22 protein-coding genes are annotated in these 25,793 nt (G+C 54.7%); 12 read left to right on the top strand and 10 right to left on the bottom strand.

Going from position 1 to position 25,793, the window contains the following annotated elements:
- Window position 1: 1 nt before the first annotated feature.
- The gene (locus QYE77_RS12450) at window positions 2–973 is read right to left on the bottom strand and encodes a GDP-L-fucose synthase family protein (RefSeq protein WP_315625756.1); all 972 of its coding nucleotides are present in this window, start codon (window positions 971–973) and stop codon (window positions 2–4) included.
- On the bottom strand, window positions 963–1,451 hold the full coding sequence (locus tag QYE77_RS12445; protein ID WP_315625755.1) for a winged helix-turn-helix domain-containing protein: 489 nt from the start codon (window positions 1,449–1,451) through the stop codon (window positions 963–965). The genes QYE77_RS12450 and QYE77_RS12445 overlap by 11 nt, the downstream gene beginning before the upstream one ends.
- A gap of 293 nt (window positions 1,452–1,744) precedes the next feature.
- Between QYE77_RS12445 and QYE77_RS12440 the strand changes: the two genes are divergently transcribed.
- The gene (locus tag QYE77_RS12440; RefSeq protein WP_315625754.1) at window positions 1,745–2,227 is read left to right on the top strand and encodes a DUF4395 domain-containing protein; all 483 of its coding nucleotides are present in this window, start codon (window positions 1,745–1,747) and stop codon (window positions 2,225–2,227) included.
- On the top strand, window positions 2,227–2,649 hold the full coding sequence (locus QYE77_RS12435) for a thioredoxin family protein (protein ID WP_315625753.1): 423 nt from the start codon (window positions 2,227–2,229) through the stop codon (window positions 2,647–2,649). Before QYE77_RS12440 ends, QYE77_RS12435 begins: the two co-directional genes overlap by 1 nt.
- Here QYE77_RS12435 and QYE77_RS12430 read toward each other — a convergent pair.
- Window positions 2,634–3,281: a histidine phosphatase family protein gene (locus QYE77_RS12430; RefSeq protein WP_315625752.1), complete on the bottom strand. Its 648-nt coding sequence runs from the start codon at window positions 3,279–3,281 to the stop codon at window positions 2,634–2,636. The genes QYE77_RS12435 and QYE77_RS12430 overlap by 16 nt on opposite strands.
- On the bottom strand, window positions 3,241–4,638 hold the full coding sequence (locus tag QYE77_RS12425; RefSeq protein WP_315625751.1) for an AAA family ATPase: 1,398 nt from the start codon (window positions 4,636–4,638) through the stop codon (window positions 3,241–3,243). The genes QYE77_RS12430 and QYE77_RS12425 overlap by 41 nt, the downstream gene beginning before the upstream one ends.
- A 196-nt stretch (window positions 4,639–4,834) precedes the next feature.
- Here QYE77_RS12425 and QYE77_RS12420 point away from each other — a divergent pair, with 196 nt between their 5' ends.
- The 7 genes from QYE77_RS12420 to QYE77_RS12390 all read left to right on the top strand — a co-directional run bounded on the left by QYE77_RS12420 (window position 4,835) and on the right by QYE77_RS12390 (window position 15,979).
- Window positions 4,835–6,595: an HD domain-containing phosphohydrolase gene (locus QYE77_RS12420; RefSeq protein WP_315625750.1), complete on the top strand. Its 1,761-nt coding sequence runs from the start codon at window positions 4,835–4,837 to the stop codon at window positions 6,593–6,595.
- Between the two features lie 44 nt (window positions 6,596–6,639).
- Window positions 6,640–7,506: an alpha/beta hydrolase gene (locus tag QYE77_RS12415; RefSeq protein WP_315625749.1), complete on the top strand. Its 867-nt coding sequence runs from the start codon at window positions 6,640–6,642 to the stop codon at window positions 7,504–7,506.
- 83 nt (window positions 7,507–7,589) lie between these two features.
- Complete coding sequence (locus QYE77_RS12410; RefSeq protein WP_315625748.1) at window positions 7,590–11,693, top strand: preprotein translocase subunit SecA; 4,104 nt, start codon at window positions 7,590–7,592, stop codon at window positions 11,691–11,693.
- Window positions 11,694–11,782: 89 nt separating this feature from the next.
- The gene (locus tag QYE77_RS12405) at window positions 11,783–13,042 is read left to right on the top strand and encodes a 30S ribosomal protein S1 (RefSeq protein ID WP_315625747.1); all 1,260 of its coding nucleotides are present in this window, start codon (window positions 11,783–11,785) and stop codon (window positions 13,040–13,042) included.
- A gap of 66 nt (window positions 13,043–13,108) precedes the next feature.
- The gene (locus tag QYE77_RS12400; RefSeq protein ID WP_315625746.1) at window positions 13,109–14,206 is read left to right on the top strand and encodes a dipeptidase; all 1,098 of its coding nucleotides are present in this window, start codon (window positions 13,109–13,111) and stop codon (window positions 14,204–14,206) included.
- Between the two features lie 8 nt (window positions 14,207–14,214).
- Window positions 14,215–14,730, top strand: a complete 516-nt coding sequence (locus QYE77_RS12395) for a hypothetical protein (RefSeq protein ID WP_315625745.1) — start codon at window positions 14,215–14,217, stop codon at window positions 14,728–14,730.
- A 46-nt stretch (window positions 14,731–14,776) separates the two neighbouring features.
- Window positions 14,777–15,979 carry a M23 family metallopeptidase gene (locus QYE77_RS12390; RefSeq protein WP_315625744.1) on the top strand — a complete coding sequence of 401 codons (1,203 nt, stop codon included), beginning with the start codon at window positions 14,777–14,779 and terminating at the stop codon, window positions 15,977–15,979.
- 99 nt (window positions 15,980–16,078) lie between these two features.
- On the opposite strand, the gene thrS is transcribed toward QYE77_RS12390, so the two are convergent.
- Window positions 16,079–17,872: a threonine--tRNA ligase gene (gene thrS / locus QYE77_RS12385; RefSeq protein WP_315625743.1), complete on the bottom strand. Its 1,794-nt coding sequence runs from the start codon at window positions 17,870–17,872 to the stop codon at window positions 16,079–16,081.
- A 553-nt stretch (window positions 17,873–18,425) separates the two neighbouring features.
- Between thrS and QYE77_RS12380 the strand changes: the two genes are divergently transcribed.
- From QYE77_RS12380 to QYE77_RS12370, 3 genes are all read left to right on the top strand, one after another.
- On the top strand, window positions 18,426–18,863 hold the full coding sequence (locus QYE77_RS12380) for a GNAT family N-acetyltransferase (RefSeq protein ID WP_315625742.1): 438 nt from the start codon (window positions 18,426–18,428) through the stop codon (window positions 18,861–18,863).
- 184 nt (window positions 18,864–19,047) lie between these two features.
- Window positions 19,048–19,947 carry a cation diffusion facilitator family transporter gene (locus QYE77_RS12375; protein WP_315625740.1) on the top strand — a complete coding sequence of 300 codons (900 nt, stop codon included), beginning with the start codon at window positions 19,048–19,050 and terminating at the stop codon, window positions 19,945–19,947.
- Between the two features lie 15 nt (window positions 19,948–19,962).
- Entirely contained in the window at window positions 19,963–21,675 is a 1,713-nt protein-coding gene (locus QYE77_RS12370; protein ID WP_315625739.1) for a proline--tRNA ligase, read from the top strand.
- Here the strand turns inward: QYE77_RS12370 and QYE77_RS12365 are convergent.
- The 5 genes from QYE77_RS12365 to QYE77_RS12345 are packed head-to-tail and all read right to left on the bottom strand — an operon-like array spanning window position 21,668 to window position 25,781.
- Complete coding sequence (locus tag QYE77_RS12365) at window positions 21,668–22,225, bottom strand: nucleoside-triphosphatase (RefSeq protein WP_315625738.1); 558 nt, start codon at window positions 22,223–22,225, stop codon at window positions 21,668–21,670. The two genes, QYE77_RS12370 and QYE77_RS12365, sit on opposite strands and share 8 nt — an antisense overlap.
- The gene (locus tag QYE77_RS12360) at window positions 22,226–23,005 is read right to left on the bottom strand and encodes an ABC transporter ATP-binding protein (protein WP_315625737.1); all 780 of its coding nucleotides are present in this window, start codon (window positions 23,003–23,005) and stop codon (window positions 22,226–22,228) included. It lies immediately after the preceding gene.
- A 3-nt stretch (window positions 23,006–23,008) separates the two neighbouring features.
- Window positions 23,009–24,058, bottom strand: coding sequence for a FecCD family ABC transporter permease (locus QYE77_RS12355; RefSeq protein WP_315625736.1), 1,050 nt, complete (start codon window positions 24,056–24,058; stop codon window positions 23,009–23,011).
- Window positions 24,055–25,215 (bottom strand): ABC transporter substrate-binding protein, encoded by a 1,161-nt coding sequence (locus QYE77_RS12350; protein WP_315625735.1) that lies wholly within the window; start codon window positions 25,213–25,215, stop codon window positions 24,055–24,057. Before QYE77_RS12350 ends, QYE77_RS12355 begins: the two co-directional genes overlap by 4 nt.
- A complete protein-coding gene (locus QYE77_RS12345) occupies window positions 25,212–25,781 on the bottom strand; it encodes a PadR family transcriptional regulator (RefSeq protein WP_315625734.1) in 570 nt (189 codons plus the stop codon). Before QYE77_RS12345 ends, QYE77_RS12350 begins: the two co-directional genes overlap by 4 nt.
- Between the last annotated feature and the right edge of the window lie 12 nt (window positions 25,782–25,793).

Below are 25,793 nucleotides of genomic sequence, written 5' to 3'. Positions count from 1 at the left end.
CTCAGGCGCTGGCTACAATGCCGCGCACACGTTCACGATTCTGACGATACCACTCGATGGTTCGTCGCAACCCTTCCTCAAAAGGCGTTTGGGCTTTGAAACCAAAGTATTTTTCCGCCCGGCTGGTATCCAGGGCTCGCCGCGGCTGGCCGTTAGGACGGTTGGTATCCCACACCAGACGTCCCTCGAAACCGGTCAAGCGACGAATCATCTCCGCCAGGTCGCGAATACTGATCTCCATTCCAGAACCCAGATTCACCGGCTCGGGGCCGTTGTATTTTTCGGTGGCCAGCAGGATGCCTTCAGCGGCATCTTCCACAAAGAGGAACTCACGCGTCGGTGAACCATCCCCCCAAACCACCACCTCGGGTAATCCTTGCTCTTGGGCTTCAATGCACTTGCGTATCAAGGCTGGGATGACGTGGGAAGTCTCAAGGTCAAAGTTATCCCGTGGGCCATAGAGGTTGACCGGTAACAGGTAAATTGCATTGAATCCATATTGCTGACGGTAAGCCTGTGCCTGCACGAGCAACATCTTTTTCGCTAAGCCATAAGGGGCATTGGTCTCTTCCGGATAACCATTCCACAAGTCATCTTCTTTGAAGGGCACCGGGGTATATTTGGGATAGGCACACACGGTTCCAATGGCGACAAACTTCTCCACCCCGCGCTGCCATGCCTGGTGCATCAACTGGACGCCCATCATCAGATTATCGTAAAAGAACTCCGCCGGATGCATGCGGTTGGCGCCAATCCCCCCCACATGGGCAGCCAGGTGAATAATCACATCCGGGCGGGCGTCATCTAACATCCGTCGGATGGCTTGCGGATCCACCAAATCATATTCACGCTTGCGAGGGACAAAAATTTCGGTTGCCCCACGTTGGCGCAATTTATCCACGACAAATGAGCCCAGAAAGCCGGCACCCCCTGTTACGCAGAAACGCTTCCTCCAAAACGAATCAGTACTCATCAGCGGCCTCATTCGGAAAATCAAGTTGAATGGTCAAATTGTGCACCCGGATGACCGGCGCGCGACCATTATCTACCAAAGTTAGACCTTGTTCGAGGCAGGTAAGGCGACACACCTCGGCCACCTCACCCTCACCCTCTAGACGTACCGCCCGATAGCCACTCTCACGCACCTTTTCAATCACCGTTAGGGCGCGCTCACGCACTTGGCGGTAAAGTTGAAATGAATCGCGGATGTAATCCAGGGTCAAGCGAGTGCGCAGTGCTACCCCTTCCGGCGTGATCAAATAACGTAATTTGCGGCGCTCTACACGCCGCACTTTGATATACCCTTTAGCAATCAGACGTTTGAGGTGCCAGTTAACCGTCCCTACCGCAACGCCTAAACGCGTGGCCAGCGAGGCTTGAGTCGCATCTGGATCTTGCTCAATGTGCTCCAGGATAATCAAATCGCGCGTTGATTCAGAAGAAAGCGGCATAATCACCTGCTAATATTCAACGGTTGAATTATAAAACAGCCCTTCTGATCGGTCAAGCCTTGGTTTCTTAACCTCTTTTGTACTTACCCTTGCAATTAATGCGATATATTTTATAATTATTATCGTGATTTATCGCCTCGCTTTTACCATGGTCATGTGTCCGTGTAAGGCGCGGAGGTGGCAACCGCCGGCGTAGGTTTGTGTGTTGTCCATGTGGCTATCCCGAGCGGTTGCTCTCCCCTATCCAGAGCAACCGCTTGTTTTATCTGATCGCTTTCTGGAGGTGTCTTAACATGACCAATCTAAAACCTGTTGATCATACCGCATTACGCACCAACCAAGCCACCATCATTCTACTGCTGGTATTGGGATACGTCTTCAACCAACCCTTATGGGTTGTATTCGTAGCGTTGTTTATGCTCGGTGGCACCTTGATCGGTCGTCCAGGTTTTGGCTGGATTTATCAAGGTGTGTTCAAACCTCTGGGAATTCTCAAACCCGAGGTCCTTCAAGACAATCCCGCCCCCCATCGATTTGCCCAGGGATTTGGGGGCAGCGTCGTGGCAATGGCAGCAATCGCCCATTTTGCCGGTGCCCCAACGTTAGGGTGGATCCTGGCCTGGGTTGTGGTTGGCCTGGCTGCGCTCAATCTTTTTCTGGGATTTTGCGCCGGTTGCGCAGTTTATTACTTCCTTAACCGCCTAGGCGTACCCGGCTTCACTCAAGCCCCACCTCCCGGCACTCGCCCCGGTTTCCGCCCACCACGGCAGGCATGATGAACACAGACGTTCTATTGCGGCTTCTCACAGCCCTGCTTATCCTGGGAGCAGGGATTGTCGCGTTCACCCTGGTCAACCGGTGGTTGCTATGGCGAGCACGACGCGGGTTTTTAATGCCACCGGGATTTCACCTTGGAAAACCCGCCATTCTGTATTTCACTACCCCGGAGTGCGCGCCGTGTAAAACCTTGCAACGTCCTGCCCTACAGCGCGTTCGTGAACAACTGGGTGAAGCCTTTCAAATTATCGAAATCAATGCTTATGATCATCCCCAACTGGCTGACCAATGGGGCGTTTTCAGCATCCCGACCACATTTGTGTTGGACGCCCAGGGTCATCCTCGCTTCGTCAACCGCGGTGTGGCACGGGCAGAACAATTACTTCATCAAATTGCCCAGGTGACTCAAGAACGCAGTTGAGAGGATCCAGGATTGATGCCTGGCACAGGCAAGGAAGGCCACTCCAGTTCGGGGGTACGGTTGATGAACAGCACCTGCGGTCCCTTCTCCCCCAAAAGAATTGCGGAAAGGGATGCAGGCGCAACAATTAAACGGTGAAGGTCATCCAGCGTCATGTTGAGAAAATGTAACAATGCCAAGCGGATCACATCGGCATGAGTGACACAAGCAATTATTCCTTCAACCGCCAGGCTTTCCAGTTCGGCCACAACCCGCTGCTGAGCCTCGGATAACGCTTCGCCTTCTGGAAAACGCACCCGCGATGGCGTGGCTTGCAACACCCGCCAGAGTTGTGTTCGCTGCAATTGTTTATACGACCGTCCTTGCCATCGGCCAAAATCTATCTCATTCAGACCCGGACGGATCTCCACCCCTAATCCCAACGCCCGAGCCAATGGTTGGGCAGTTTCCACCGCCCGTTCCAGAGGGCTGGTATAAAGTGCCTGCACCGGCATCCCTAACAGCATCCGGGCAAGCCCCAGGGCTTGCTGCTGCCCACGTCGGTTCAGGTGCACCCCCGGCAAACGACCTGCCAGACGGCGGTACATGACATCATTCTCGGCGTGGCGAATCAGGAGCACAATCTTGGTCATCGGCATCTGTGGGAAGCAATTGGGATTTATCTGCGGTGGCCTGTGCTGCTCGCCAGCGCGCCAGACGCGCAGCGATTTCGGCCTCATAACCTTGATCTGAAGGTTGGTAGAAAATCCGCCCCACCAACCGATCCGGCAGGTATTGCTGAGGAATAAAATGCCCAGGAAAAGCATGAGGATATTGGTAGCCTTCGCCATGCCCGAACCCCTTGGCATCCCGGCTACTATCCATCAAATGGCGGGGCACTGGACCAGGCCCTTCTTCCTGCACCAAACGCTGCACCTCAAAGAATGTGGTAGCCGTGTTGGACTTCGGCGCTGTGGCCAGGTAGAGGGTAGCCTCAACAATGGGATAGATACCCTCTGGCATACCTACATACTCAAACGCATAAGCAGCAGCGGCCGCTACCAGCAGCCCGTGCGGATCGGCCAGTCCAATATCCTCCCCCGCCAGGATAAGCAGCCGACGCAGGATAAAGCGTGGATCCTCACCTGCCGTAATCATGGTAGCCAACCAGTAAAGAGCCGCATCCGGGTCAGAACCGCGCACCGATTTTATAAAAGCCGAGATTGTGTCATAGTGGGCGTCGCCCTCACGCCCATAATGGATAGCACGCTGCTGAATCGCTTCCTCAGCAATCTCGCGGGTAATGTGGATCACTCCATTCGCGTCCGGTGGGGTAGTTTCAACAGCCAATTCCAGCGCATTCAACAAATTGCGCGCGTCGCCGCCCGCGGTGCGCAGCCATAAAGCCCTCGCTTCCGGGTCAATGAGGACCTTACGCCGACCATATCCTCGCTCAGGATCGTGCAATGCGCGCTCCAGCACTTGCTCCAAATCCGCCTCGCTCAAGGGCCGCAGTTCAAAGATGCGAGAACGCGAAACCAGCGCCGGAATGACATCAAAGTACGGATTTTGGGTGGTTGCGCCAATCAGAGTGATTAAGCCGCTTTCAACGTGCGGGAGCAGGGCATCTTGTTGCGCTTTATTCCAGCGGTGTACTTCATCAATAAAGAGGATCGTGCGGCGACGGTAGAGTTTGCGCCGTTCAGTGGCCTCTTCAATCACCCTCCGTAAGTCGGCCACACCAGCCAGTACCGCCGAAATACGCTCAAAGTGGGCTTTGGTATGATGAGCAATGACCTGCGCCAGGGTGGTTTTACCGCTTCCTGGCGGCCCGTAGAGAATGATAGATGTCATCAAGTGATCAGCCTCGATGGCACGGCGCAACAATCGCCCCGGCCCAATGATATGGTCTTGCCCTACGATTTCGTCCAGGGTACGGGGGCGCATCCGCACGGCTAGCGGTGCTTCGGTGCTCATATCTTGTTCCATGGCATGATCAAACAAATCCATGTTTTCATTTTAACATAACCAGCCTCAGAGGCTATCCTTGAACCCCTTTTGGGAATAGAATTGAAGGGCAGATAACAAGGCCGGTGATGAACGATTACTCCACGCATCCCCATCCCCGTGATAACTCCACAGGGGGAGAGTATAATCTCACCTTTGCTGTACCATCACCACATCCGAGGCACGATTGGATTAACCGATGGACGACCTATCTCTCCTCTTGCCTATCTCGACCTATTATGCGCTTTACGCGTTCCCTTCGATCATCTATAACATAGCGGGGACACCGCACCCAATTACTAACGTGATGATTCATCACATCATCAACCTGACCCTGCCCGATTGGCGACAATTACAGCCTTATGTTTTCGCCGCCGGGCTGCTGGCTGTTTTATTATTGCTCAGCTTGGTCGCTTTATTGTATTTGCGTCACCGCCTGAACCAGCGCACAAATGCACTACGCCACAGCGAATCCCGTTATCGCACGTTGGTAGAAAACGCCACAGAAGGAATTCTCGTTATTGCGGGTGCAGAGGGGCGAATCGTTTTCGCCAACCCCATGGCTGCCGAGATTCTGGGACAACCCCTGGTTACGCTGGAAGGATTATCCGTCGCTAATCTGATTCATCCTGAAGATCGCGAGCCTGTTATGGCGCGTTATTCCGCCCGCCTGCAAGGGGAGAATCCACCCCCGCGTTATATCCTCCGCGTGATAACTGCGCGTGGCGCCACCCGTTGGTTGTTGCTCCACGCCGAGCGCATAAACTGGGAAGACCAACCCGCCGTTCTTGTCATGTTCTCCGATATTACCGAACGCCAGGAAGCCGAGTTTTACGTCAACGAAAAACTACGCCAAATGGCAGCCCTGCGGGCTATTGACACCGCCATCATCAACCACACCGAGATGACCACCGTCCTGACCACCATCCTCCGGGAAGCGCGTACCGCCATTCCCATGGATGCAGCGGCACTCTGGCTTCTAGATCCAGAAGAACAGCACCTGAATTTGGTTGTGGCGGAGGGCTTTCAACATCTTAAACCCCAATTCCGCCGCTCACTGAGCCAGGATCCATGGGCTCGTGAGGTGATCACCACTCGTAGAGCGTTTCAACATTTAAAATTAGACGTGCACGCTCTTCCTTCTGAGATTCAGAACCTGTTCCAGATGGAAGATTTCCAGGCCTATCTGGCTGCCCCGTTGGTTGCACACGGCGAGATTTACGGTCTCTTTGAGCTCTTCTACCGTTCGCCACTGGAGAACCCTCCCGATTGGCTTTCCTTCTTTGAGAATCTAAGCACCCAAACCGCCGTGGCAGTCGAGCATGTACGCTGGTTTCAAGCCCTACAAGACGCCAACCGCCGCCTCACCCAAGCCTATGAAGCCACCATCGAGGGCTGGGCTGCCGCATTGGAATTACGCGATGGCAGTCTGAGCGGGCACTCCCGCCGTGTTGCCGAATGGAGCGTGTCTCTGGCCAAAGCCCTTGGACTGGAAGGGGAGACCTTGTCTCATATCTGGTATGGGGCCCTGCTCCACGATATTGGGAAGATGGGTATTCCGGATGCTATCCTACAAAAAGAAGATGATCTCACCCCCGAAGAATGGGATCTCATGAAACGCCATCCGGAATACGCGTTACGTTTTCTGGAGGGGGTCGAGTTCCTAAGACCTGCCCTGGACATCCCTTATTACCATCACGAACGGTGGGATGGGAGCGGTTACCCTAAAGGTTTACGTGAAGAACAGATCCCTCTTGCCGCGCGCATCTTTGCCGTGGTAGATGTTTGGGATGCCTTACGCACACCCCGCGTCTATCGTCCTGCCTGGGATGACCACACCATCGCCGAATATTTGCGTCGCGAGAGCGGGCGTCTATTCGACCCCTACATAGTAAGCAAGTTCCTCTCTCTGTTGGAAAACCAGGGCTATATTACACGTTCGCAATGGTCAAAAAACTAGTCCAATGTCTGACGCGAGGGATCCTGGGCCTGGGATGGCTGGGAATGATCACGTCATGCCAGTCCATCCTTCCCCCACCCCCGCCTGATGAGGTCTTAACGACAACCTCTTTCCCTGCCACTCTCGAGCCTAACGCTTTTTACACACCCTCTCCCACCCCTCTTTCCACCCCAACGTCCGGCATAACGCCCACTTCTTGTACCGTAGGGCGGGTAGAAACCTACACCATTGAACCCACCCCTATTGGTAAGCCCTTACGGTTCCGGGTTTATCTTCCGCCTTGTTATGACTCCCACGCCACGCCGGGTTACCCCGTGCTTTACCTTCTCCACGGCCAAGGTAGCGATGAAACTCTTTGGATGGATTTAGGCCTCCCCCAACTCGCAGATCAGTTGATGGGACGTGGTCAGATCCCTCCGTTCCTCATCGTGATGCCCTACGAGGAATATGCACTCCGTGACCCTCAACAATCAACTTTTGGCCAGACGATTATTGAGAACCTTATCCCCTGGGTAGAAGGTCATTTCGCCGTCTGTCCCGGCCCAAGTTGCCGTGCATTGGGCGGCATCTCCCGCGGCGCCGGATGGGCAATCCATATTACCATTCAACATCCAGATTTATTCGCTGCCATCGGTGCGCATAGTGCAGCGCCCTTCTGGGGTGATGATTTACGCCTCTATTACCGCACCACCGACTATCCTCCCGAGCAATGGCCGCGCTTCTACTTCGACAGCGGTGCGCAAGATCGCTATCTCGAACCGGCCCAGGCATTCGTCAATCGTCTGTCCGAACTAGGCATATCCCATGAATGGCATCTCAATCCCGGGGCACATGATTTTACGTACTGGCAGAATCACCTTGAGGATTATCTCAGGTGGTATGCCATGCAGTGGCAGATGTCTAGTCCCTAATCATTCACCAAGGGCTAAAAAGCGGGGTTAAGGTTGTGCTATAATCTCCCCCTAGCAAGTCTTTTTAAGGAAACTGAGGGCATATGTTCAAGAATTTGATTCGGGTGCTAAGCGGCGATCCAACGCGGCGAGAACTCAATCGTCTCACTCGCCTGGTGGAACGCATTAACGAACTGGAAAAAACGTTTGAATCTTACAGTGATGACGCACTACGTGACCAAACCGAGGTGTTTCGCCGCCGATTGCGCGAAGCCACCTCCGGTATTGAAGATGCGCAGGAACGCTTTCAGGCCGAGCAGGTCGCACTGAATGAGATTCTGCCTGAAGCCTTCGCGGTTGTTCGCGAAGCCTCCAAGCGCACGCTGGGGTTGCGCCATTACGATGTGCAACTTATGGGTGGCATCGTCCTCCATGAGGGCAAAATCGCCGAGATGCGCACCGGCGAAGGTAAAACGTTGGTGGCGACCCTACCACTTTACCTCAACGCACTCACCGGGCGCGGCGTGCACCTCGTCACCGTCAACGATTACTTGGCACGACGTGATGCGCGCTGGATGGCGCCCATTTATGATTTACTGGGACTCAAGGTCGGCGTCTTGCAAATGGCCGCGCGCACCGAAAACGGTAAAAAAGCCTTCCTGGTTGATTTGGAAAAATCCTCGCCTTTTGAGGACCAGCACCAGTTGCGCCTGGTGGATCGGGCTGAAGCCTATCGCGCCGATATCGTTTACGGCACCAACAGCGAGTTCGGGTTTGACTACCTGCGTGATAACCTTGCCATGCGCCTGGAAGATCGGGTACAACGCGGACATTATTACGCCATCGTAGATGAGGTGGATAACATCCTCATTGATGAAGCCCGCACGCCGCTAATCATTTCTGGCCCAGCGGCTGAAGAGACCGAGTGGTATGTGCGCATGGCGCAAGTGGTGCGCCAGTTGCGCGAAGAAGATTATGAGATCAATGAACGCGATCGCACCGTTACCCTGACCGAGGTCGGTAAAGCCCATGTGGAAGCCCTTTTAGATATGGCGCTGGGGGATCCCGACCGCCCTGAAGACATCACGCCAGAGCAAGCTCGCATCCTGGGCTACCTGGAACAAGCTCTTAAGGCGCAATTCTTGTTCAAACGCAATAAAGATTACATTGTCCAGGGCGGCAAGGTCATCATCGTGGATGAATTTACCGGACGTCTGATGCCCGGGCGACGCTGGTCTGAGGGTCTGCACCAGGCGGTTGAAGCCAAAGAGGGCGTTCGGGTCGAGCCCGAGAACGTCACCTACGCCACCATTACGATTCAGAACTACTTCCGCATGTACCAGAAACTGGCCGGTATGAGCGGCACGGCGGTCACCGAGGCCGAAGAATTCAGCAAAATCTACAAATTAGAGGTCGTGCCCATCCCGACCAACCTGGAATACCTGGCCATGCAGCCCGACTCGCCGCTGGTGGAAATTACCGCTAAGGACGAAGACGGTTATAAATTCACGTATTATGCGCGCCGTGATGATCCGCTCAAGCATCCCGTCTATTGGAAGCGCAAAGACTATCCTGATGTCGTCTATCGCACCGAGGAAGCCAAACTGCGTGCCATAACCCTGGAAATTCTGCGTTATCATGTGTTAGGGCGTCCACTTCTAGTTGGGACAACCTCGGTCGAGCATTCCGAACGGCTTTCACAGCGCCTGCAACCCGAACTACTACGTCGCCTGATGCAGGTTCTACTGGTGCGCCAGGCCTGGTTGGAAAAACATAACCGCCAGGAAAGCGAAACAGCAATTCCGGAATTGCAGTTCCTCAACAAACCCCTCCCGGAACTCAACGTTGGGGAGTTGCGTCAGTTTGCGCGGAGCGTGGGAATCACCTCCCTCAATCCTGAGGATGCAGGTAACTTGGAGCGCCTAATATCATGGTTGGGCGTGCGCGAAGAAGATCGCCCCCGCCTGATTCGGGTTTTGCAGGGTGGCATCCCTCATCAGGTACTCAATGCCCGTAAACACGATGAGGAATCCCAGATCATTGCCCGCGCCGGTGCCTACGGTGCTGTAACCATTGCCACCAACATGGCCGGCCGCGGTGTGGATATCAAACTGGGTGGTGAACTACGCGAGGAAGTTATCCGTGATGTCGTGCGTGTCTTGCGTCGCAATGGATTCGCCAACGCCTACGAGATGAGCAACGAGGAACGCCGGCAAGCCTTACAAGGGTTGCGCGAAGAACAATACGGTATTTACGCCGAGGCTGTCCACGCCTTTCTGAAGTACATGGATGAGATGGAAAAAGTGCGCGCTCTGGGAGGCTTGCATGTCATCGGTTCGGAGCGCCACGAAGCGCGGCGCATTGACAATCAGTTGCGCGGGCGCGCTGCACGTCAGGGCGATCCGGGTTCATCGCGCTTTTATCTTTCTCTCGAGGATGACCTGATGCGCCTCTTCGGCGGTGAGCAAGTTGAAGCCATGTTGCGCCGCTTCAACTTTGACGAAAGCCTGCCCATTGAGCACGGCTTGGTTTCACGCATCGTTGAGCAATCGCAAACCCGAGTCGAGGGTATGAACTTCGACGTACGCAAGCATTTGCTGGAATACGATGACGTATTGAACCTGCAGCGCAAACGTATCTATGCCCAACGCGATCGCGTCTTCACCAAGGAAGACCTCAGTGAAGACGTCACCGAGATGCTACGGAGCGAAATTCAGGCACGTGTCCCTGCCGCTCTGCGTGATGCCGAGGGCCCCTGGCGCTTGCTCGCTTATCTTGAAGAGATTCAGCCCCCCATTGACGCCAACGGCCTCTATCACCCCTCCTATACCTTGCGCCTCGTATTAAACCAATTACGCCAACGCCTACCCGAGGGCGCCGTCAGCCGCGAGCATTTGATCACCGCATTGCTAGAGATTGCTCAGCAAGCCCTGGAAGCCGAACACGAGCATCTCTATCACATTGTGGAAAACCTGCTGGAACGGGCCGAGGAAACCTTTGAGGCACAATTAAATGAGCGCCTCGAGGCACTCTCTACCTTTTTTGAAGGATTGGAAGATCGCCTGGCTGAAAGTGAAACCCCGCCTCGCCCACAGTCATTGCTGGAGGAATTACAATCGCTGGTGCGCACTCCAATCCGCCTCACCCCCGAACAGCAGCGCCGCCTAGTCGGCGATGAGGATGGTCGTGAAGATCTCGAGTCCGTGCTGCGCGAACAAATCGAAACCCACCTTCAGAGCACCGCGCTCAACCGCCTTCTAGGGGCGTTGCAACAACGGGTGGAGAACTGGACCTTGCGCCCGGTGGACGTGTTAGGCCTCACCTGGAACGACGTTCGACGCCAAGTGTTGGACGCCCTGGAAACGGCGTTTGACCTGCGCCTGAACCAACTCATCGGCGAGGAAGGGCAAATCCGGCGCGACCTGAATACGGCTCTTGAGAAAGCCAATGGCAACCTTCTCATTGATGAACGGGGGCTAATGGGGTTGCTGCTGCTTATGATGCAAGGCACACGTCTGGCGTTTGATCGTCGTACCCATCGCCGCGGTCAAATGCGCTACTTGCGCCTTACTTACATCTACTACGCAGCACGATTGCTGGCCGATCAATCCTCTCAGGCACTCACCGCTGACATCCTGGACCATCTTGAAACAGCCCAAGAGGTATTGCGCCATATTTACGGACGATTTGAATTCAACCGCCTGGCTCAAACTCAAACCACCGTGGGCCAGTTGCACCCCAAAATCCTGGAACGCTTGAGCGCCGAGTACGGCGAAGACTACGTTGAAGTGCTCCGTAGTCGGCTCTTGGAAGAGTTGGGGGATGCCGATCGCGAAAACATCATTGAAATCCTGGGTTGGCGCTTGCAAAACGAAATTTATCGTGATCTTTTGCTCGGCGTCATCTCTCAGATGTGGGTAGACTATTTGACACGCATTGAAGCCTTACGCGTCTCGATTGGTTTAGAGGCCTATGCCCAACGTGACCCCCTGGTTCAATATAAGAGCCGCGCTTCTGAGATGTTTGAAGAACTACTAGGCGAAATTCGCGCCGGTGTGGTGACCCGGATGTTCACCGCCCAACCCACCCGCAGCATGACCGCCACCGTAGAACGCGAACGAGTAGAACTCACTTCCGACACCACGGTATCGGTGCCTGTCAATCAACCTGAATCGGCAGCCACGCGCAAGAAACGGCGCCGCCACTAATCTCTTTGAATCTTATCGGCGAGGGTTGCCAATCACGTTATTCACCTTTATAATGAGAACAATCTTTTCAGGCGGAGTATTTGAATCGTATGGACTATCATGAGACCTCATCGGAGCAGGGGGTGTTCCCCGAAAACCATGCCAATGACAACAACATGGCCTCCCTCTTGGAGCAGAGTCTGGGTATTGATTTCCCCAAACGGGGGGAGATTCGCGAAGGCGTAATCGCCAGTATTAATCCCGAACAAAAACAGATTTTGGTCAGTATAGGCACAAAATCTGAGGGTGTTATCAGTGGGCGTGAATTTGAGCAAATTCCCCACGACGAACTGGCACACCTTGAAGTCGGCCAACGCATTCCCGTGTACGTCCTCGACCCAGAAGATCAGAATGGGAACGTGGTGCTTTCCTACACCCGTGCCCGCGATGAAGTCGCCTGGCGCGAGGTAGAAGAATTGCTCCGTTCCAAAAAACCGGTGCACTCCAAGATTGTGGGCTACAACAAGGGTGGCCTGATCGTGCCCGTGAGCGGCCTGCGTGGCTTCTTGCCAGCCTCTCAGGTCAGTCTCACTCGCCGCGCTATGGCGACAGGCGATTCCCCTGAGGAACGCTGGGGCAAGATGATTGGGCAGGAAATTGATGTGGTTGTCATTGAGGTGGATCGGGAACGCCGCCGCCTGATCGTCTCAGAACGCGCCGCTAGCACCGAGACGCGCGAATCCATCAAGGAACGCGTGATCGAAGAATTACAAGAAGGGCAAGTTGTCACAGGGCGAGTTACCAGCTTGGCCGACTTTGGTGCCTTTGTCAATATCAGTGGCGCCGATGGTCTGGTCCATCTCTCTGAAATCTCCTGGGATAAAATCAACCACCCGAGTGAGGTGCTCAAAGTTGGAGATGAGGTTCAGGTCAAGGTCATTTCCATTGACCGCGATAAAAAGCGCATTGGCCTATCCATCCGCCAACTTCAGGAGGATCCCTGGTTACAGCGGGTCTCAAAGTACAAAGTGGGTCAACTGGTCGAAGCAAAAATCACCCGCCTGACCAAGTTCGGTGCCTTCGCGCAAATTGAAGGCCAGGAGGATCTGGAAGGCCTGATTCATATCTCCGAATTGAGCGAGAAACGCGTGGAACACCCCAAAGAGGTGCTGAAAGAAGGTGAAATTGTCACCTTGCGCATTATCCGTATTGATCCCGAAAATCATCGCATAGGGTTGAGCCTACGACGAGTGGATTCGATGGCATACGCGGATATTGATTGGTCTGCTTTAGAAGAAGTTATCGAAGAGGTTGACACCTCAAGCGAAGAAGACGAGTCATCATCAACCGCTAAGTCCACAGCAGCCTGAACGACAACGCCAAAATGGGGGAGCGCACACGCTTTGTGTGCGCTCCTTGCATCCAGGCACCTCCCCATGACATTAATCATTGACGGTCATCAAGATATTGCCTACAACGCCCTGACGTTTGGGCGGGATGTCCGCCGCTCCGCCCTGGAAACCCGCCAGCGCGAGGCCAACACCTGGATTCCCGCTGCAACTGGTGAGACATTATTGGGTTGGCCTGAATACCAACAAGCCCAGGTAGGGCTGATTCTTGCCACGATCTTCCTCACCCCAGCCCGCTACAAAGCCGGCAATTGGGAAACCCAGGCTTATGAGACCCCAGACGAAGGGCGCCGCTTAGCCCAGGCCCAACTGGCCTGGTACCGAGATTTGTTTGAGCGCGACCCGGACCTTTTCCGTCCGGTAACCAGCCGCAGTGATCTTGAGACCGTGCTACGTCCTTGGCAGCAGAACCCTGCCCGCTACCCCGACCTCACCCATCCGGTAGGACTGATGCTCACCTTGGAGGGTATCGAGTGGATGCAAACACCGGATGAATTAGCCCAATGGTACGATCATGGGGTTCGCCTGGTGGGCATGGTCTGGGCGGGGGATGAACGCTGTGGTGGAATGTATTACCGCAGTGGGTTAAGCCGGGAAGGTCAGCGTTGGCTGGCTGCACTGGCAGAACTGGGCTTTATCCTGGATATCACTCACATGAGTGAAGCCGCTGCGCTGGCTGCGCTGGAACGTTACGAGGGGGTTGTGGTCGCCTCACACAGCAATGTGCGTGCCTTACTCTCCGAAGATCCCTATGAGCGGCATCTCTCTCCACACCAAATTCGTGAACTGATCCAGCGGGATGGTCTAATCGGTGTCCTCCCCTTCAATCGCTACCTGCGCCCCGAATGGAAAAACGGCGATCCACGCGAGCAGGTGCGGTTAGAGCACTTAATCGCCCACATTGATGCCATCTGTCAAGCCGCTGGTGATGCCTATCATGTAGCGTTGGGAAGCGACTTTGACGGTGGTTTTGGTTATCCGGCTGTCCCGCTGGAGATCAACACCATCGCCGACCTGCCCAAACTGGCCGAGGGTCTGGCCCAGCGTGGTTATACTTCCACCGACATAGCGGCCATCTTTCACGCCAACTGGCAACGCATTTTGGAACGTGCCTTGCCGGAGTAAGCCCACCCATGACCGAAAGCCCTATCTCACAACTTGAAACCCAAGCCGGCCAAGAACCCCCTACCAGTCCCTTACCGTATTCGCGGCGGCGGATTCGCCTAGGATTATCCCTAACCCTGGTGGGCTTTGTGATCTTCTTGATAGGGGCACGCCCTAGCCTGTTCGGCCTGGACCGCAGCCCCGTGATCGGCTTTGTCCAGATTGCCGTCTTCTTAATTGGGCTGGCCATCATTTGCCTCGGCGGATACATCGCTCTGATGGCACTTTGGAAAAACCGCCAACCCAGCATCGCCGCCGATATTGGATTACGCTTGGTAAGCACAGGATACGTTATCGCCGTTTTCTCCGGAATGGCAGATGTGTTCGGTGCCGGGAGTCATCCCTTACCCGGCGTGCCCTACTTCGGCCCCTGGCAAGCCCGGGGCGTAGAGATCGGTCAGGCGATTATCGCGCTGGGATTTCTGCTCCTTATCCCTTACCGGCAGTCAAACCCTGAATCATCCTCCCCAACCCATAGCGCTTGACGTTGCGCCAAATCTTGTGATATATTGACACTGTGAGGTGCAAAGCATGCATCCTTTACATGCAGAAAAAGAAACAACCAACTCTGACTTAAACGGGGCAGATGCTCCGAAATCTTCCGACCCAATAAAATATTTTCCCGATTGGTGGGATCACCTGACCCGCATGGGGTTGGGTGAGATAACGTTGCGCATCGCCTCAGGATTGGCATCACTGGTTCTGATCCTCATTGTGGTCGCGGTGATGGGAAATTTATCCCCCCAGAGCACACCTCTGGCCGCAGGGGGAGCAGCACAAGCCGCAGCCTTGCCCACTGCTACGCCCACGATAACCATGCCTGCCTTCACCCTTCCCGATACCGAGGTTGCCATCAACGGTGTGGTGCGTCGGACGCAACTAAAGACCATCCTCCCCAGCCGTCCGCGCTTTGAGATCACACAATATGAGGTTCAGAAAGGCGATACGATCTTTGGGATTGCCGAGAAGTTCGGCCTAAAACCCGAGACAATCTTGTGGGGTAACTATGATATCCTCTACGATAATCCCCACTTTTTACAACCCGGCCAGGTGCTCAACATCCTGCCAACCGATGGCCTGCTTTACACATGGCATGAGGGCGATAGTCTCAATAAAGTAGCCGAATTTTTTAAGGTCAAACCCGAAGATATCATCAACTGGCCGGGCAATCACCTTGACCCAGCCAAGCTGGGTGATCTTTCTCATCCCAACATTGAAGCCGGCACAAAGATCTTTGTCCCCGGCGGTCGGCGCGAGTTTGTCACCTGGAGTGCTCCCCGCATCACCCGCCAGAACCCTGGTGTAGCCAAGATCATGGGTCCCGGGGCCTGTGGAGTCATCACCGAGGGTGCAGTGGGCACGGGTTCCTTCATCTGGCCCACTCCCTCCAAATGGATCTCAGGCTATGATTACTCGCCCTCAACCAACCACTATGGGATTGATATTGGTGGCGCGATCGGAGTTGCTATTTATGCCGCCGATAACGGCGTTATCGTCTACGCCGGATGGAACGACTGGGGCTACGGCAACGTCATTGTGATTGATCATGGTAACGGTTGGCAAACGCTCTACGCCCACCTCAGCCAGATTAACGTCGTATGTGGCCAAAGCGTTTATCAGGGTGACCTGATCGGTCTAATGGGAAGCACCGGGCGCTCCAGTGGGCCACACTTGCACTTTGAAATGCGCCATGATGTTTACGGCAAAGTCAACCCCCACGACTTCCTGCCCTAAACCGTTGCGCCCAATCTAGGAGGAGAAGCCGTCAGGCGCCTGGGTTCCGAAACCCACGGCGCCTGACCGGTTAATCACAAACTTACAATTGACCGATCCTCAACGCCCTTCGGTGATATCCTCTTGGGCCCGGGCCACGAAGGCATCCAACGACATTGGACCGGGATTCTCGCCGTTGCGCAGACGCAACGCCACTTTTCCTTCTGCGGCCTCTTTATCGCCTACGACCAGCATATACGGGATCTTTTGCAACTGCGCATCGCGAATCTTGGCGTTCATCCGTTCTGGACGCTCATCCACCTCCACGCGTAGCCCTTGTGCACGCAATTTTTCGGCCACCTGGTAAGCGTAATCCAGATGGCGATCTGCAATAGGAATTAGCACCGCCTGCACCGGGGCCAGCCAAACCGGAAAGGCGCCGGCGTAGTGCTCGATCAGCACGCCCATGAACCGTTCCATTGAGCCCAGAAGGGCGCGGTGGATCATAAACGGACGGTGCGGTTGACCATCCTCACCGATGTATTCCAGTTCAAAGCGTTCGGGCAGATTGAAGTCAAATTGAATGGTACTTAGCTGCCATTCGCGCCCCAAAGCGTCAATCATTTTCAGGTCAATCTTCGGCCCATAGAACGCCGCACCGCCTTCGTCAATGTCATAGTCAATGCCGGCGCGCTCAAGTGCTTGGCGCAGGGCCTCAGTTGCTTTTTCCCAATCCTCAACCCGCCCGGCAAACTTTTGGGGATCGCGGGTGGAGAGATAGGCATGGAAGTTGGTCATTCCGAAACGGCGCAGGATATGCAAGCAGAACTGTAAGGTGCTGTCAATCTCTTGCGGCATCTGGTCGGGACGGCAGAAGATGTGCGCATCATCCTGAGTAAAGCCGCGCACCCGCAACAGGCCATGCAGGACCCCACTCCGCTCATAGCGATAAACCGTGCCCCATTCCGCCATCCGAATCGGTAACTCGCGGTAACTGCGGATCTGGCTCTTGTAAATCATGATATGGAAGGGGCAATTCATCGGTTTGAGCAGATACTCCTCGTTTTCCACCTGCATCGCCGGATACATGTTCTCGCGGTACCAATGCAGGTGACCGCTGGTCTCCCACAATGTACTCCGCCCGATATGCGGGGTATAGACCGGTACATAGCCATGTTTGAGATGTTCTTCTTTGCAATACTGCTCCGCCAAATGACGGATCATCCCGCCTTTAGGATGCCACAGGATTAAGCCCGCACCAACTTCCGGATTGATGCTGAAGAGATCGAGGTCTTTGCCCAGTTTACGGTGATCGCGTTTTTTGGCTTCTTCCAGTTTCCACAAGTAATGTTGAAGTTGCTCCGGTGTCTCCCAGGCAGTGCCGTAGATGCGCTGAAGCATGGGACGGCGTTCATCGCCGCGCCAATAAGCCCCAGCCACATTGAGCAACTTGATCGCATCGGGGTTAATCTGCCCAGTGCGTTCGACATGCGGCCCACGGCATAAATCCACAAACTTATCATGGGCATAGATGGAGATCTCAGGCTTTTCCGTAAGGGGATTGCCATCCTCGTCCATTCCGCCAGCTTCTAACCCATCAATCAACTCCAGTTTATAGGGCTGATCACGGAAAATCTGGCGCGCCTCGTCGGCCGTGATTACCTTTTTAACGAAGGGGTAATCCCCTTTGATGATCTCGCGCATCCTCTGCTCAATCTTCTCTAAATCTTCCGGAGTTAGCGGACGGGGCAGATCAAAATCATAGTAAAACCCGTCCTCGATGGGCGGCCCAATGGCAATTTTGCCATTTGGGAACATCTCCAGCACGGCTTGGGCCATAATATGCGCCGCCGAATGACGAATGCGATATAGCCATGAGTCTTCGTAGCGTTCCTTTTGTTTTTCCTGCGGCATGATTAACCTCCTTTTATCTGTACACCTCTCAAAAATAACGAAGAACGCCTGCCCATTCTGGGGCAAGCGTTCGGCGCTCGCGGTTCCACCCAGATTAGCCGGTTTTATCACCGACCATCTCGTTAGGACCGATAACGGGGTCAACCGTTCACCTTACTTGGGATTAACTCCCGTTCAGGCTTCCGCTCGCAGGTGGTTTTCGCCGCCGCCTGTCCGCAGGGCATTCTCAGCCTATGATGCCCCTTCTCTGTCGGCGCGCACTGCGGCTACTCGTCCTGGTCAGCGCGTTTTGGATATGAAGTACCTCACATTATATAGGCGAAAGCGCAGAAAGGCAAGAGAAAACCCGATATTGGGTATAAACGAGCGAATATGAGATTGAAATGCCGATCAACACATGAAGTCAAAGATAACTGGCGTTCACCCCCTTCCTTCCGAAAAAAACATCCCCTGTAAAAATTCCTCGCGATGACAAGAACGTGAATGAGAAAATTCCTTTACCCGCTCAATATATAATTAGTCGCAGCGCTTATTAATTCGGGATGTTTGCCTTATGTATCGCTTACGCCGTGCTGAAGCCAAGGATGCCAAAGCCATCCGCCGCTTAATATACGCTGAGCGGCTCAACCCATTTGGGCTGGATTGGCGACGTTTTTGGCTGGCCATAGACGAGGATGAACATATCATCGGCTGCGGACAGGTAAAACCCCATTTCGACGGTTCGCGCGAACTGGCTTCAATTGCCGTGCAGCGCAAATGGCGCAGGCGCGGGGTCGCCAGTGCCATTATCCGTCAATTGTTGGCAGAAAACCCACCTCCGTTGTACCTGACCTGCCGAACCGAACTGACAGATTTTTACAACCGCTTTGGATTCGACGAGATAGAGTTCGCCGAACTGCCACCTTATTTCCGATGGATGGGCCAATGGGTTAGAATTCTGCATTGGTTCACCCTGGGTCAGGTGAAAATCTCCATCCTTGGGCTAAAATGACGCCTCAATGGCCAGTCGGGGGCAAGGGAATGATCTTATCCTGGCTCTTGCGACCAAAGATGTTTCACCAGTTAGCAGAACCGTTAACCTTTATGGTAAACTATGCGCTGAAAAGGTGCGAAACAAGTGCCAGGCTCCAATCTGGCAACCATGAAACCGAACAAATGGAGTAACAACCACTATCATGCGGTGGGTGCGCGATTATAAACCTCAACCTCAAGTGCAAGCGTGGTATCGCCAGGCGCTTTGGATTACCTTAGGGGGCAATATTTTCTTAGTAAGTGTAAAAGCACTGGCAGCCTACCTCTCGGGCAGCGTTGCGCTGTACGCTGACGCAGCAAACTCTGCCTCGGACGTCGTCTATTCATTGCTGATGGTCTTTGGTTTGTGGCTGGCCCAGCGCCCACCGGATCTCACTCATCCTCAGGGTCACAGCCGGTTTGAACCTCTGGTCGGCCTGATGGTCACCCTCTCGATGACCTTTGCCGGATTCGAGGCTGCACGTGCCTCACTGCAACGCTTTCTGGCCGGAGGGCTGGCCATCGAACCCGGGTTACCCACTTTAGTGCTGCTCTTCAGCGCAGGTATGAAAGCGGGCATGTACTTCACAATCACCCGCTTGGCGATTAAACTCCATAGTCCAACGCTTCGCACCACCGCCCAGGATAATCTTAGTGATGTCTTGACCTCTACCGCCGCCTTTATCGGTGCGGCAGGATCGAAGTTCGTCCATCCCTTACTTGATCCCATCGCCGGCTTCCTGGTCGCCATGTGGATCTTTCGCGCTGCCTACCGGGCCGGACGCGAGAATCTGAACTACTTGACCGGCGCCGGGGCTTCTGAAGAACTGCGGCACAAAATCGTTGAGGCAGCCCAATCGGTACCGGGTGTCCTGCGCGTTCATCACCTGATGACTGATTACGCCGGCCCGCGCCTGGTAGCCGACCTGCACATCAATGTGGACGGCTCCACTCCCTTGGTTGAGACCCACCGCATCTGCGACGAAGTGATTGCCCGCGTCGAATCCATCCCGGAAGTGGATCGGGCTTACGTCCATATCGAACCTGACGATTGGATAGACTGACTCGAAGTAGCCACCATGCGTCTCTCTCACCTCTTTCCTCCTACCCTCCGCGAAGCACCAGCCAATTGTCCTACGGAGGGTCTAGCCTGGTTGATTCGCGCCGGTTATCTCCGGCTGTTTGAGGCAGGATGGGCTTATCTCCCGTTAGGAAAGCGCATTTTAGAGCATGTATTGCGCCTTCTTGAATCCGAAATGGACCACCTGGAAGCCCAGCGGATATATTTACCCCCACCTACAACTCTATCCTCTCCCACTCCCTGGGATACCCTGGCACAAGCATGGAATGAGTCCGCACCCGCCTCGCCCCTGGTAGCAACCCAACTTGAAGCGGTTCGTACACTCGCCCAGCGCGATCTCCAAACCTATCGCCAATTGCCCCTTATCTTCTACCACGTATCACCATTGGCATCTGCGCCTTGGGAAGGTGTTTCTCCGCTCCATCTAACCCAGGGCTTGGTGCTGGAATCCTTTGCCTTGGTAAGTGCACCCACCGCTTTGGAAAGTTTCCAACGGCGCTACCTCCAAGCCATTGGGAATACTTTGCAACGCCTGGGTTTGCCGGTGCGCTTAGCCCATGCTGGCCTTCCAAGCGCCCTTTCGCCTCAATTAATTTGGGCACCATATCCCCAAAGTCATTCGTCCATACTGCATTGTCCTCAATGCCCTTATGCCGCCATAGAAGCCTTTGCAACCTTCAAAAAACCCGAGTTATCTCCCGAACCCGTTCTCCCTATTGAACTTATCTCCACACCAGGGATACAAACCATCCGTGACCTTTCCGTTTTTCTTGGCCTTCCGGCCTCCCGTTTGGCCAAAGCCGTCTTTTATCTGGCCCAGACCGAAAATGAGAGTCCCGAGCATCTGGTCCTGGCAGTTGTGCGTGGCGACCGCACCCTCAGCGAAGCCAAACTTGCCAGCGTGCTTGGCGCGCGCCACCTGCGGCCTGCTCCCTCCGAAGCCATCACAGCAGTTGGGGCAGTTCCTGGTTATGCCTCACCCATCGGACTGAAACCAGGGGTAAAGGTTATCGTAGATGATCTGATCCCGCGTTCCCCCAACCTTGTGGCTGGCGCCAATCAACCTGACGCCCACCTACGCCATGTTAATTTCGGGCGTGATTTCAACGCCGACTTAATCAGCGACATAACCCTGGCCGAGCCAGGTGACCCTTGCCCTTATTGTGCTGCTCCTTTGGTCAAGGCAAGCGGTTTGCCCTTGGCCTGGGTAACAGCCCCGGGTGCACTGGAAGGGGCAACTTTCCTGGATGAAAACGGGCAGAGCCGACCCATCTTTTTCGCGTATTTCCGGCTTAGTTTCGAAGCCCTTATCCTAGCCCTGGCCGAACAGTACCATGACGAACACGGTTTGATCTGGCCAGTACCTCTTGCACCATATGCCGTTCACCTGGTTGCCTTGGGTGGGCGCAAAGCCCCGCACGTGATCGAGGAATCCGAGCGCCTGTACGGACTGCTCCAAACTGCCGGGATCAGCGTCCTCTACGATGACCGCGAGGCCAGCCCAGGGGTCAAATTTAACGACGCTGACTTGATCGGGTCACCGCTGCGCCTCACCCTCAGCCCGCGCACATTAGAGACAGCCACTATAGAGGTTAAATGGCGCCATAGTGGCGATACCCAGATGATCTCCCTGGCCGAGGTGATCCCTCAAATCACGCGTTGGTTGAAAGAACATCAAACGCTGCCACCACGCCACGAATACATTATTTAGGTTGGCGCCAATCTTCTTCCAGCAGGTCAGCCAGGGTCACGGCTTGGCCGGGATGACGAATAACCAAAATCCGCGCCGGTGCCCAGCGCGCTGCATGTGAGAGCAGGGATGGTCGCAACACGACCACCCCCAAACGATAGGCGCGGGAGGCCAATGCCGCGAGAGCAGCCACCCAACCTTCTCCTCGTTCGAGTTCCAACGGCCCAATCTCATCTGCTACCAGAAAATCACACGGCGCAGCCACCTCAAATACGTTATTTCCCCATTGCAGGGTGTCGGGGTCAAAACGCCATTCTTGGGTGTGAATAACCTCACCTTCCACGATCTCCCCGCTGTTTATCCGCCACGCTAAAGTACGGCGCTCTCCGCTGCGTAAATTTACGGCCTCGATGGCCACCTTTTGCCCACCCTGATAGAGGCCAGGACTCAGGATCCCAGCAACATCCCAACCCAGGCTACGAGCCTCATTAACCAATCGTTGGCAAACGCTTGTTTTTCCAATGCCGATATCGCCGGTGAAAATCCACAAAAGGGATGAAAAAGACGTCATTCACGACTCCCACGTCACATAGCGATGCCCGTTGAACGTCCAAACCCGCAAGGGCACATTATAAGTCTCGCTTAACGCCTCAGGTGTCCATAACGCATCCAAAGGCCCGCTGTGCAGGACCCGCCCCTCGCGCATCAAGATGACATGCTGTGCCAAAGCAGAGACCACTTCTGGCTCATGCGAGGTCATGAGAATAGTAACTCCAGCACTGACCAGGCTTCTAAGACACTCAACCAGGCGTTTTTTATTGGCCAGGTCAAGGTGTGAGGTGGGCTCATCTAAGAGCAAGAGTCGTGGCTGCTGTGCCAGTGCCCGCGCTACCAGCAACAATTGGTATTCCCCCCCACTCAAAGCCTGCACTGAACGACGCGCCAGATGGTGTAATCCCACTCGTTCCAATGCCTCCCAAGCAATGGCCACATCAGATGCTGCAGGCATTTGCAAAGGCAATAGATAAGGGGCACGTCCCAAAAGCACATATTCCAGCAGGGAATAGGCAAAGGGATTGGCTTCACGTTGAGGTACCAACGCCACCATCCGCCCGATTTGCTGCCGCGTGTACGCCCCCAGGAGGCGACCCTCAAGCCAGATTTGCCCTCGCGTTGGAACATAACGCCCATAAGCCAGGCGTAAAAGGGTGGTTTTTCCCGCGCCATTCGGTCCCAAAATGGCTGTGACCTTGCCACGGGGCACATCTAGGTTAAGCCCCTGCAATGCTTCGGTTAGGGTTTCGGGATAACGAAAGGTGACGTTTTCGAATCGCAGAATGATGTCTGTCATGACTCACACCTTCACCGACGGCCAGGTCATGAGCAGCAGGAACCCCATTGCACCCAAAAGCGAGGTCAACACACCCAGGGGGATTTCACCTGCACTCAAGATCCGGGCTAAATCGTCACAAATCACAACAAACGCGCTACCTAAAAGCAGTGCCGTGGGTAAGGCGAAGCGTGCATCCGCGCCACTCAAACGCCGCGCCAATTGCGGCACCAGCAACCCCACCCAGCCGATCAATCCGCCGATGGAAATTGACGCTGCCGTAACCATCACGGCTGCTAAAAGAACCAAGAGTCGCTCACGATGCACCGCAACACCCAATGAAAAAGCCACTTCATCTTCCAGGGCAAGCAAGTTTAAGCGCCACCGCATCAAGACCAAAATTGTTAATCCCACCACCATCAGGGGTAGAGCCGTCACAAACGGACGCCAAGTTACACTTGATAACCCGCCTAACAACCAGAAAGTGATCTCCGGCAACTGGCGCAAGGGGTCAGCCAGGTATTTGACCAGCCCCACCCCCGAGGCAAAAAACGCCGAAACCGCGATTCCCGAGAGCAAAAGGCGCAACACCCAACCGCCATAACGCACCCGTCGCGCCAGTAAATAAGAAAGTGCCAACCCACCTAACCCAAAAATCACGGCACTGACCTGAACACCCCAGGCAGCCCCACCGAAAAAGATGATGCTCAGTGCAGCGCCAAATGCCGCGGCTTGCGAAACACCCAGAAACCCTGGCTCAACCAGCGGGTTGCTGAACACCATTTGAAGCACCAAACCCGCCCCAGCCAGGCTCATCCCTATCATGGCCGCAGCCAGCAGGCGCGGTAGGCGTAAATTTAAAATCAAGCGCTGGGCAAGCGAATCTTCACGGAGTTGAGCCGGAGTCAAGAAGCCCACTTGGGGATAGCGTCCCAGGAAGAGTGAGACCCCCAACACAACCACCAGAAGCAACCCCAGCCACAGTAGGCGTTGTTGGGCGCGCGCCCGGCTTTCCGACCAGGGTGAGGCACGTGGAGTCAAACCTAGGGATCGTGTGGAGGAGGTTAGGCTCACTTTAAATCCCCTTTTAAGAGAGGCAGAAGGCGGGATTCGAACGTGTTTGCATCAATCCTATATAATTGTTCGAAGAAGGTGCGGGTTTCCTGCATCATATCCAGCCCAGGGTAGGCATCGGGATGCAGGCGCCAGGCCAGCCAGCGCAAACCCAACACCCAGCGCACGTCCGGCTGATCCCAGGAGTAGAAATCCTTGGGAAACGCATACAGTTGTCCTTCCTGCACTGCTCGCATCGCCTGCCATTGGGGGTCGGCCTTCAGGCGCGTTACAACCTCATCGGGGTTAGCCGTATAAGCGATGATGGCGATCACGTCCGCATCCCATGCCGCAATTTGCTCCAAATTCACCTTGGTCCAACCACTTCCCAACTCAATATCCGTCCAAACCGGGCGCCCACCCGCTAGTTCGGTCATGATCGTTTGCATCCAGGTTTTGGGGGCGACATTAAACGCCACCTGACCATCGCGATCGGAATAATAGAGCAACAGCGTGCGCGGCTTTTGCTCCGATGCGAATCCTTGCAGAGGCTGTGTTACGTTTTGAACCCGAGCATCAAAATAACCGACCAATTCCTCAGCCCGCTGTGGATTCTGGAAAATTTGTCCAAGGATGCGTAAGTCACGCTGATATTCCTCGGGGGTCTCCAGCGAGAGATAAACCACCGGAATGCCCAATGACTCCAGGGGTTTTCCCAGGGTTTCGGCCATGTATGTTTTCATGATCACCACATCCGGCTGCGCTGTGACCACTTGCTCAGCTCCGACATTGGTCTCAAAAGCAATCTTTTTTTCTAGATTGGGATCCACCAGTGTGAGGAAATCGCCCTCGGCGCTTTGGCTGGTGCGAGAAAGGGCAACCACCCGCTCAATGGCTTCAGGGAAGAGGTATGCTGCATCGGCTAACATGGCGACAGCGCGGCCTGCAATAACGACTCGTTTCGGCGGGTGTGATAGGGTCACTGCGCGTCCCAAAGCATCCGTAATGGTGATGGTACTTGAGGTAGGCGTGGGCACTTCTGTGACCGCAACCGTCGCTTCTGACGTAGGGCCTCCAGAAAGAGTGGTCGTCGGGGTCAAGGTTGGCGGGGTGGCCGTGCAGGATATAACCACGAGCGCCATTAGTAGCAGAGCGAACAAGGCAACCCGAGTTTTCATAACGATCCTCCGATGTCAGAAAAAGTTTGATCAAACCAGGCCAAAAGGGATTCCACCTGGTGAATTCGCAACGAACACGCCATGCGATTATAGGGTTGGTGATCGGGGATGTCTTGACATTGCGCACGTAAGCGCTCTAGACCGCGCACAATTTCAGTGCGCTGGCGGGCCAGGAAGTCGGGGATGGCCTGGGGCGCCAGGCGTTTCAACAGATAAAGGCGGGTTGGTAACTCCAAACGAATGATCTGCACGCTACAACGGCTGGGTTGATAAAGCCATTCCTCAGCGGCACCCCGTCCCTGTGCGGTCAGCGCAAACACGCGCCGCGGCAACCCACGTTCAGCGGCTTCTTCGTGGCCCTTTACCCAGCCCCGCGCTTCCAGACGTGCCAATGAGGCATATAACTGACTCTGGCTAAGATGCCAGATACCCCCCAAATCCTGGCTAAAGACCCGATGCAGTTCATACCCATGCATTGGGCGTTCCAGCAAGAGGGCTAACAGCGGGTATTCAGGAGTAGGTGAACGGCGCATGGGATTAAAACCCACATTACGATCAATACTCACTGAGTGAGTATA

It is taken from the genome of Thermanaerothrix solaris, assembly GCF_032334255.1.
In the GTDB taxonomy this organism is placed as follows: Bacteria; Chloroflexota; Anaerolineae; order Anaerolineales; family Anaerolineaceae; genus Thermanaerothrix; species Thermanaerothrix solaris.
This window is presented reverse-complemented; position numbering and strand designations above follow the sequence as displayed.

Bases quoted from the DNA above. Each gene is read 5' to 3' on its own strand.
- QYE77_RS12450 (WP_315625756.1), bottom strand. From the start codon at position 973: ATGAGTACTGATTCGTTTTGGAGGAAGCGTTTCTGCGTAACAGGGGGT.
- QYE77_RS12360 (WP_315625737.1), bottom strand. From the start codon at position 23,005: ATGACAGACATCATTCTGCGATTCGAAAACGTCACCTTTCGTTATCCC.
- QYE77_RS12395 (WP_315625745.1), top strand. From the start codon at position 14,215: ATGACCGAAAGCCCTATCTCACAACTTGAAACCCAAGCCGGCCAAGAA.
- QYE77_RS12380 (WP_315625742.1), top strand. From the start codon at position 18,426: ATGTATCGCTTACGCCGTGCTGAAGCCAAGGATGCCAAAGCCATCCGC.
- QYE77_RS12445 (WP_315625755.1), bottom strand. From the start codon at position 1,451: ATGCCGCTTTCTTCTGAATCAACGCGCGATTTGATTATCCTGGAGCAC.
- QYE77_RS12350 (WP_315625735.1), bottom strand. From the start codon at position 25,215: ATGAAAACTCGGGTTGCCTTGTTCGCTCTGCTACTAATGGCGCTCGTG.
- QYE77_RS12400 (WP_315625746.1), top strand. From the start codon at position 13,109: ATGACATTAATCATTGACGGTCATCAAGATATTGCCTACAACGCCCTG.
- QYE77_RS12410 (WP_315625748.1), top strand. From the start codon at position 7,590: ATGTTCAAGAATTTGATTCGGGTGCTAAGCGGCGATCCAACGCGGCGA.
- QYE77_RS12420 (WP_315625750.1), top strand. From the start codon at position 4,835: ATGGACGACCTATCTCTCCTCTTGCCTATCTCGACCTATTATGCGCTT.
- QYE77_RS12365 (WP_315625738.1), bottom strand. From the start codon at position 22,225: ATGACGTCTTTTTCATCCCTTTTGTGGATTTTCACCGGCGATATCGGC.
- QYE77_RS12390 (WP_315625744.1), top strand. From the start codon at position 14,777: ATGCATCCTTTACATGCAGAAAAAGAAACAACCAACTCTGACTTAAAC.
- QYE77_RS12435 (WP_315625753.1), top strand. From the start codon at position 2,227: ATGAACACAGACGTTCTATTGCGGCTTCTCACAGCCCTGCTTATCCTG.
- QYE77_RS12430 (WP_315625752.1), bottom strand. From the start codon at position 3,281: ATGACCAAGATTGTGCTCCTGATTCGCCACGCCGAGAATGATGTCATG.
- QYE77_RS12415 (WP_315625749.1), top strand. From the start codon at position 6,640: ATGATCACGTCATGCCAGTCCATCCTTCCCCCACCCCCGCCTGATGAG.
- QYE77_RS12375 (WP_315625740.1), top strand. From the start codon at position 19,048: ATGCGGTGGGTGCGCGATTATAAACCTCAACCTCAAGTGCAAGCGTGG.
- QYE77_RS12425 (WP_315625751.1), bottom strand. From the start codon at position 4,638: ATGGATTTGTTTGATCATGCCATGGAACAAGATATGAGCACCGAAGCA.
- thrS (WP_315625743.1), bottom strand. From the start codon at position 17,872: ATGCCGCAGGAAAAACAAAAGGAACGCTACGAAGACTCATGGCTATAT.
- QYE77_RS12405 (WP_315625747.1), top strand. From the start codon at position 11,783: ATGGACTATCATGAGACCTCATCGGAGCAGGGGGTGTTCCCCGAAAAC.
- QYE77_RS12440 (WP_315625754.1), top strand. From the start codon at position 1,745: ATGACCAATCTAAAACCTGTTGATCATACCGCATTACGCACCAACCAA.
- QYE77_RS12370 (WP_315625739.1), top strand. From the start codon at position 19,963: ATGCGTCTCTCTCACCTCTTTCCTCCTACCCTCCGCGAAGCACCAGCC.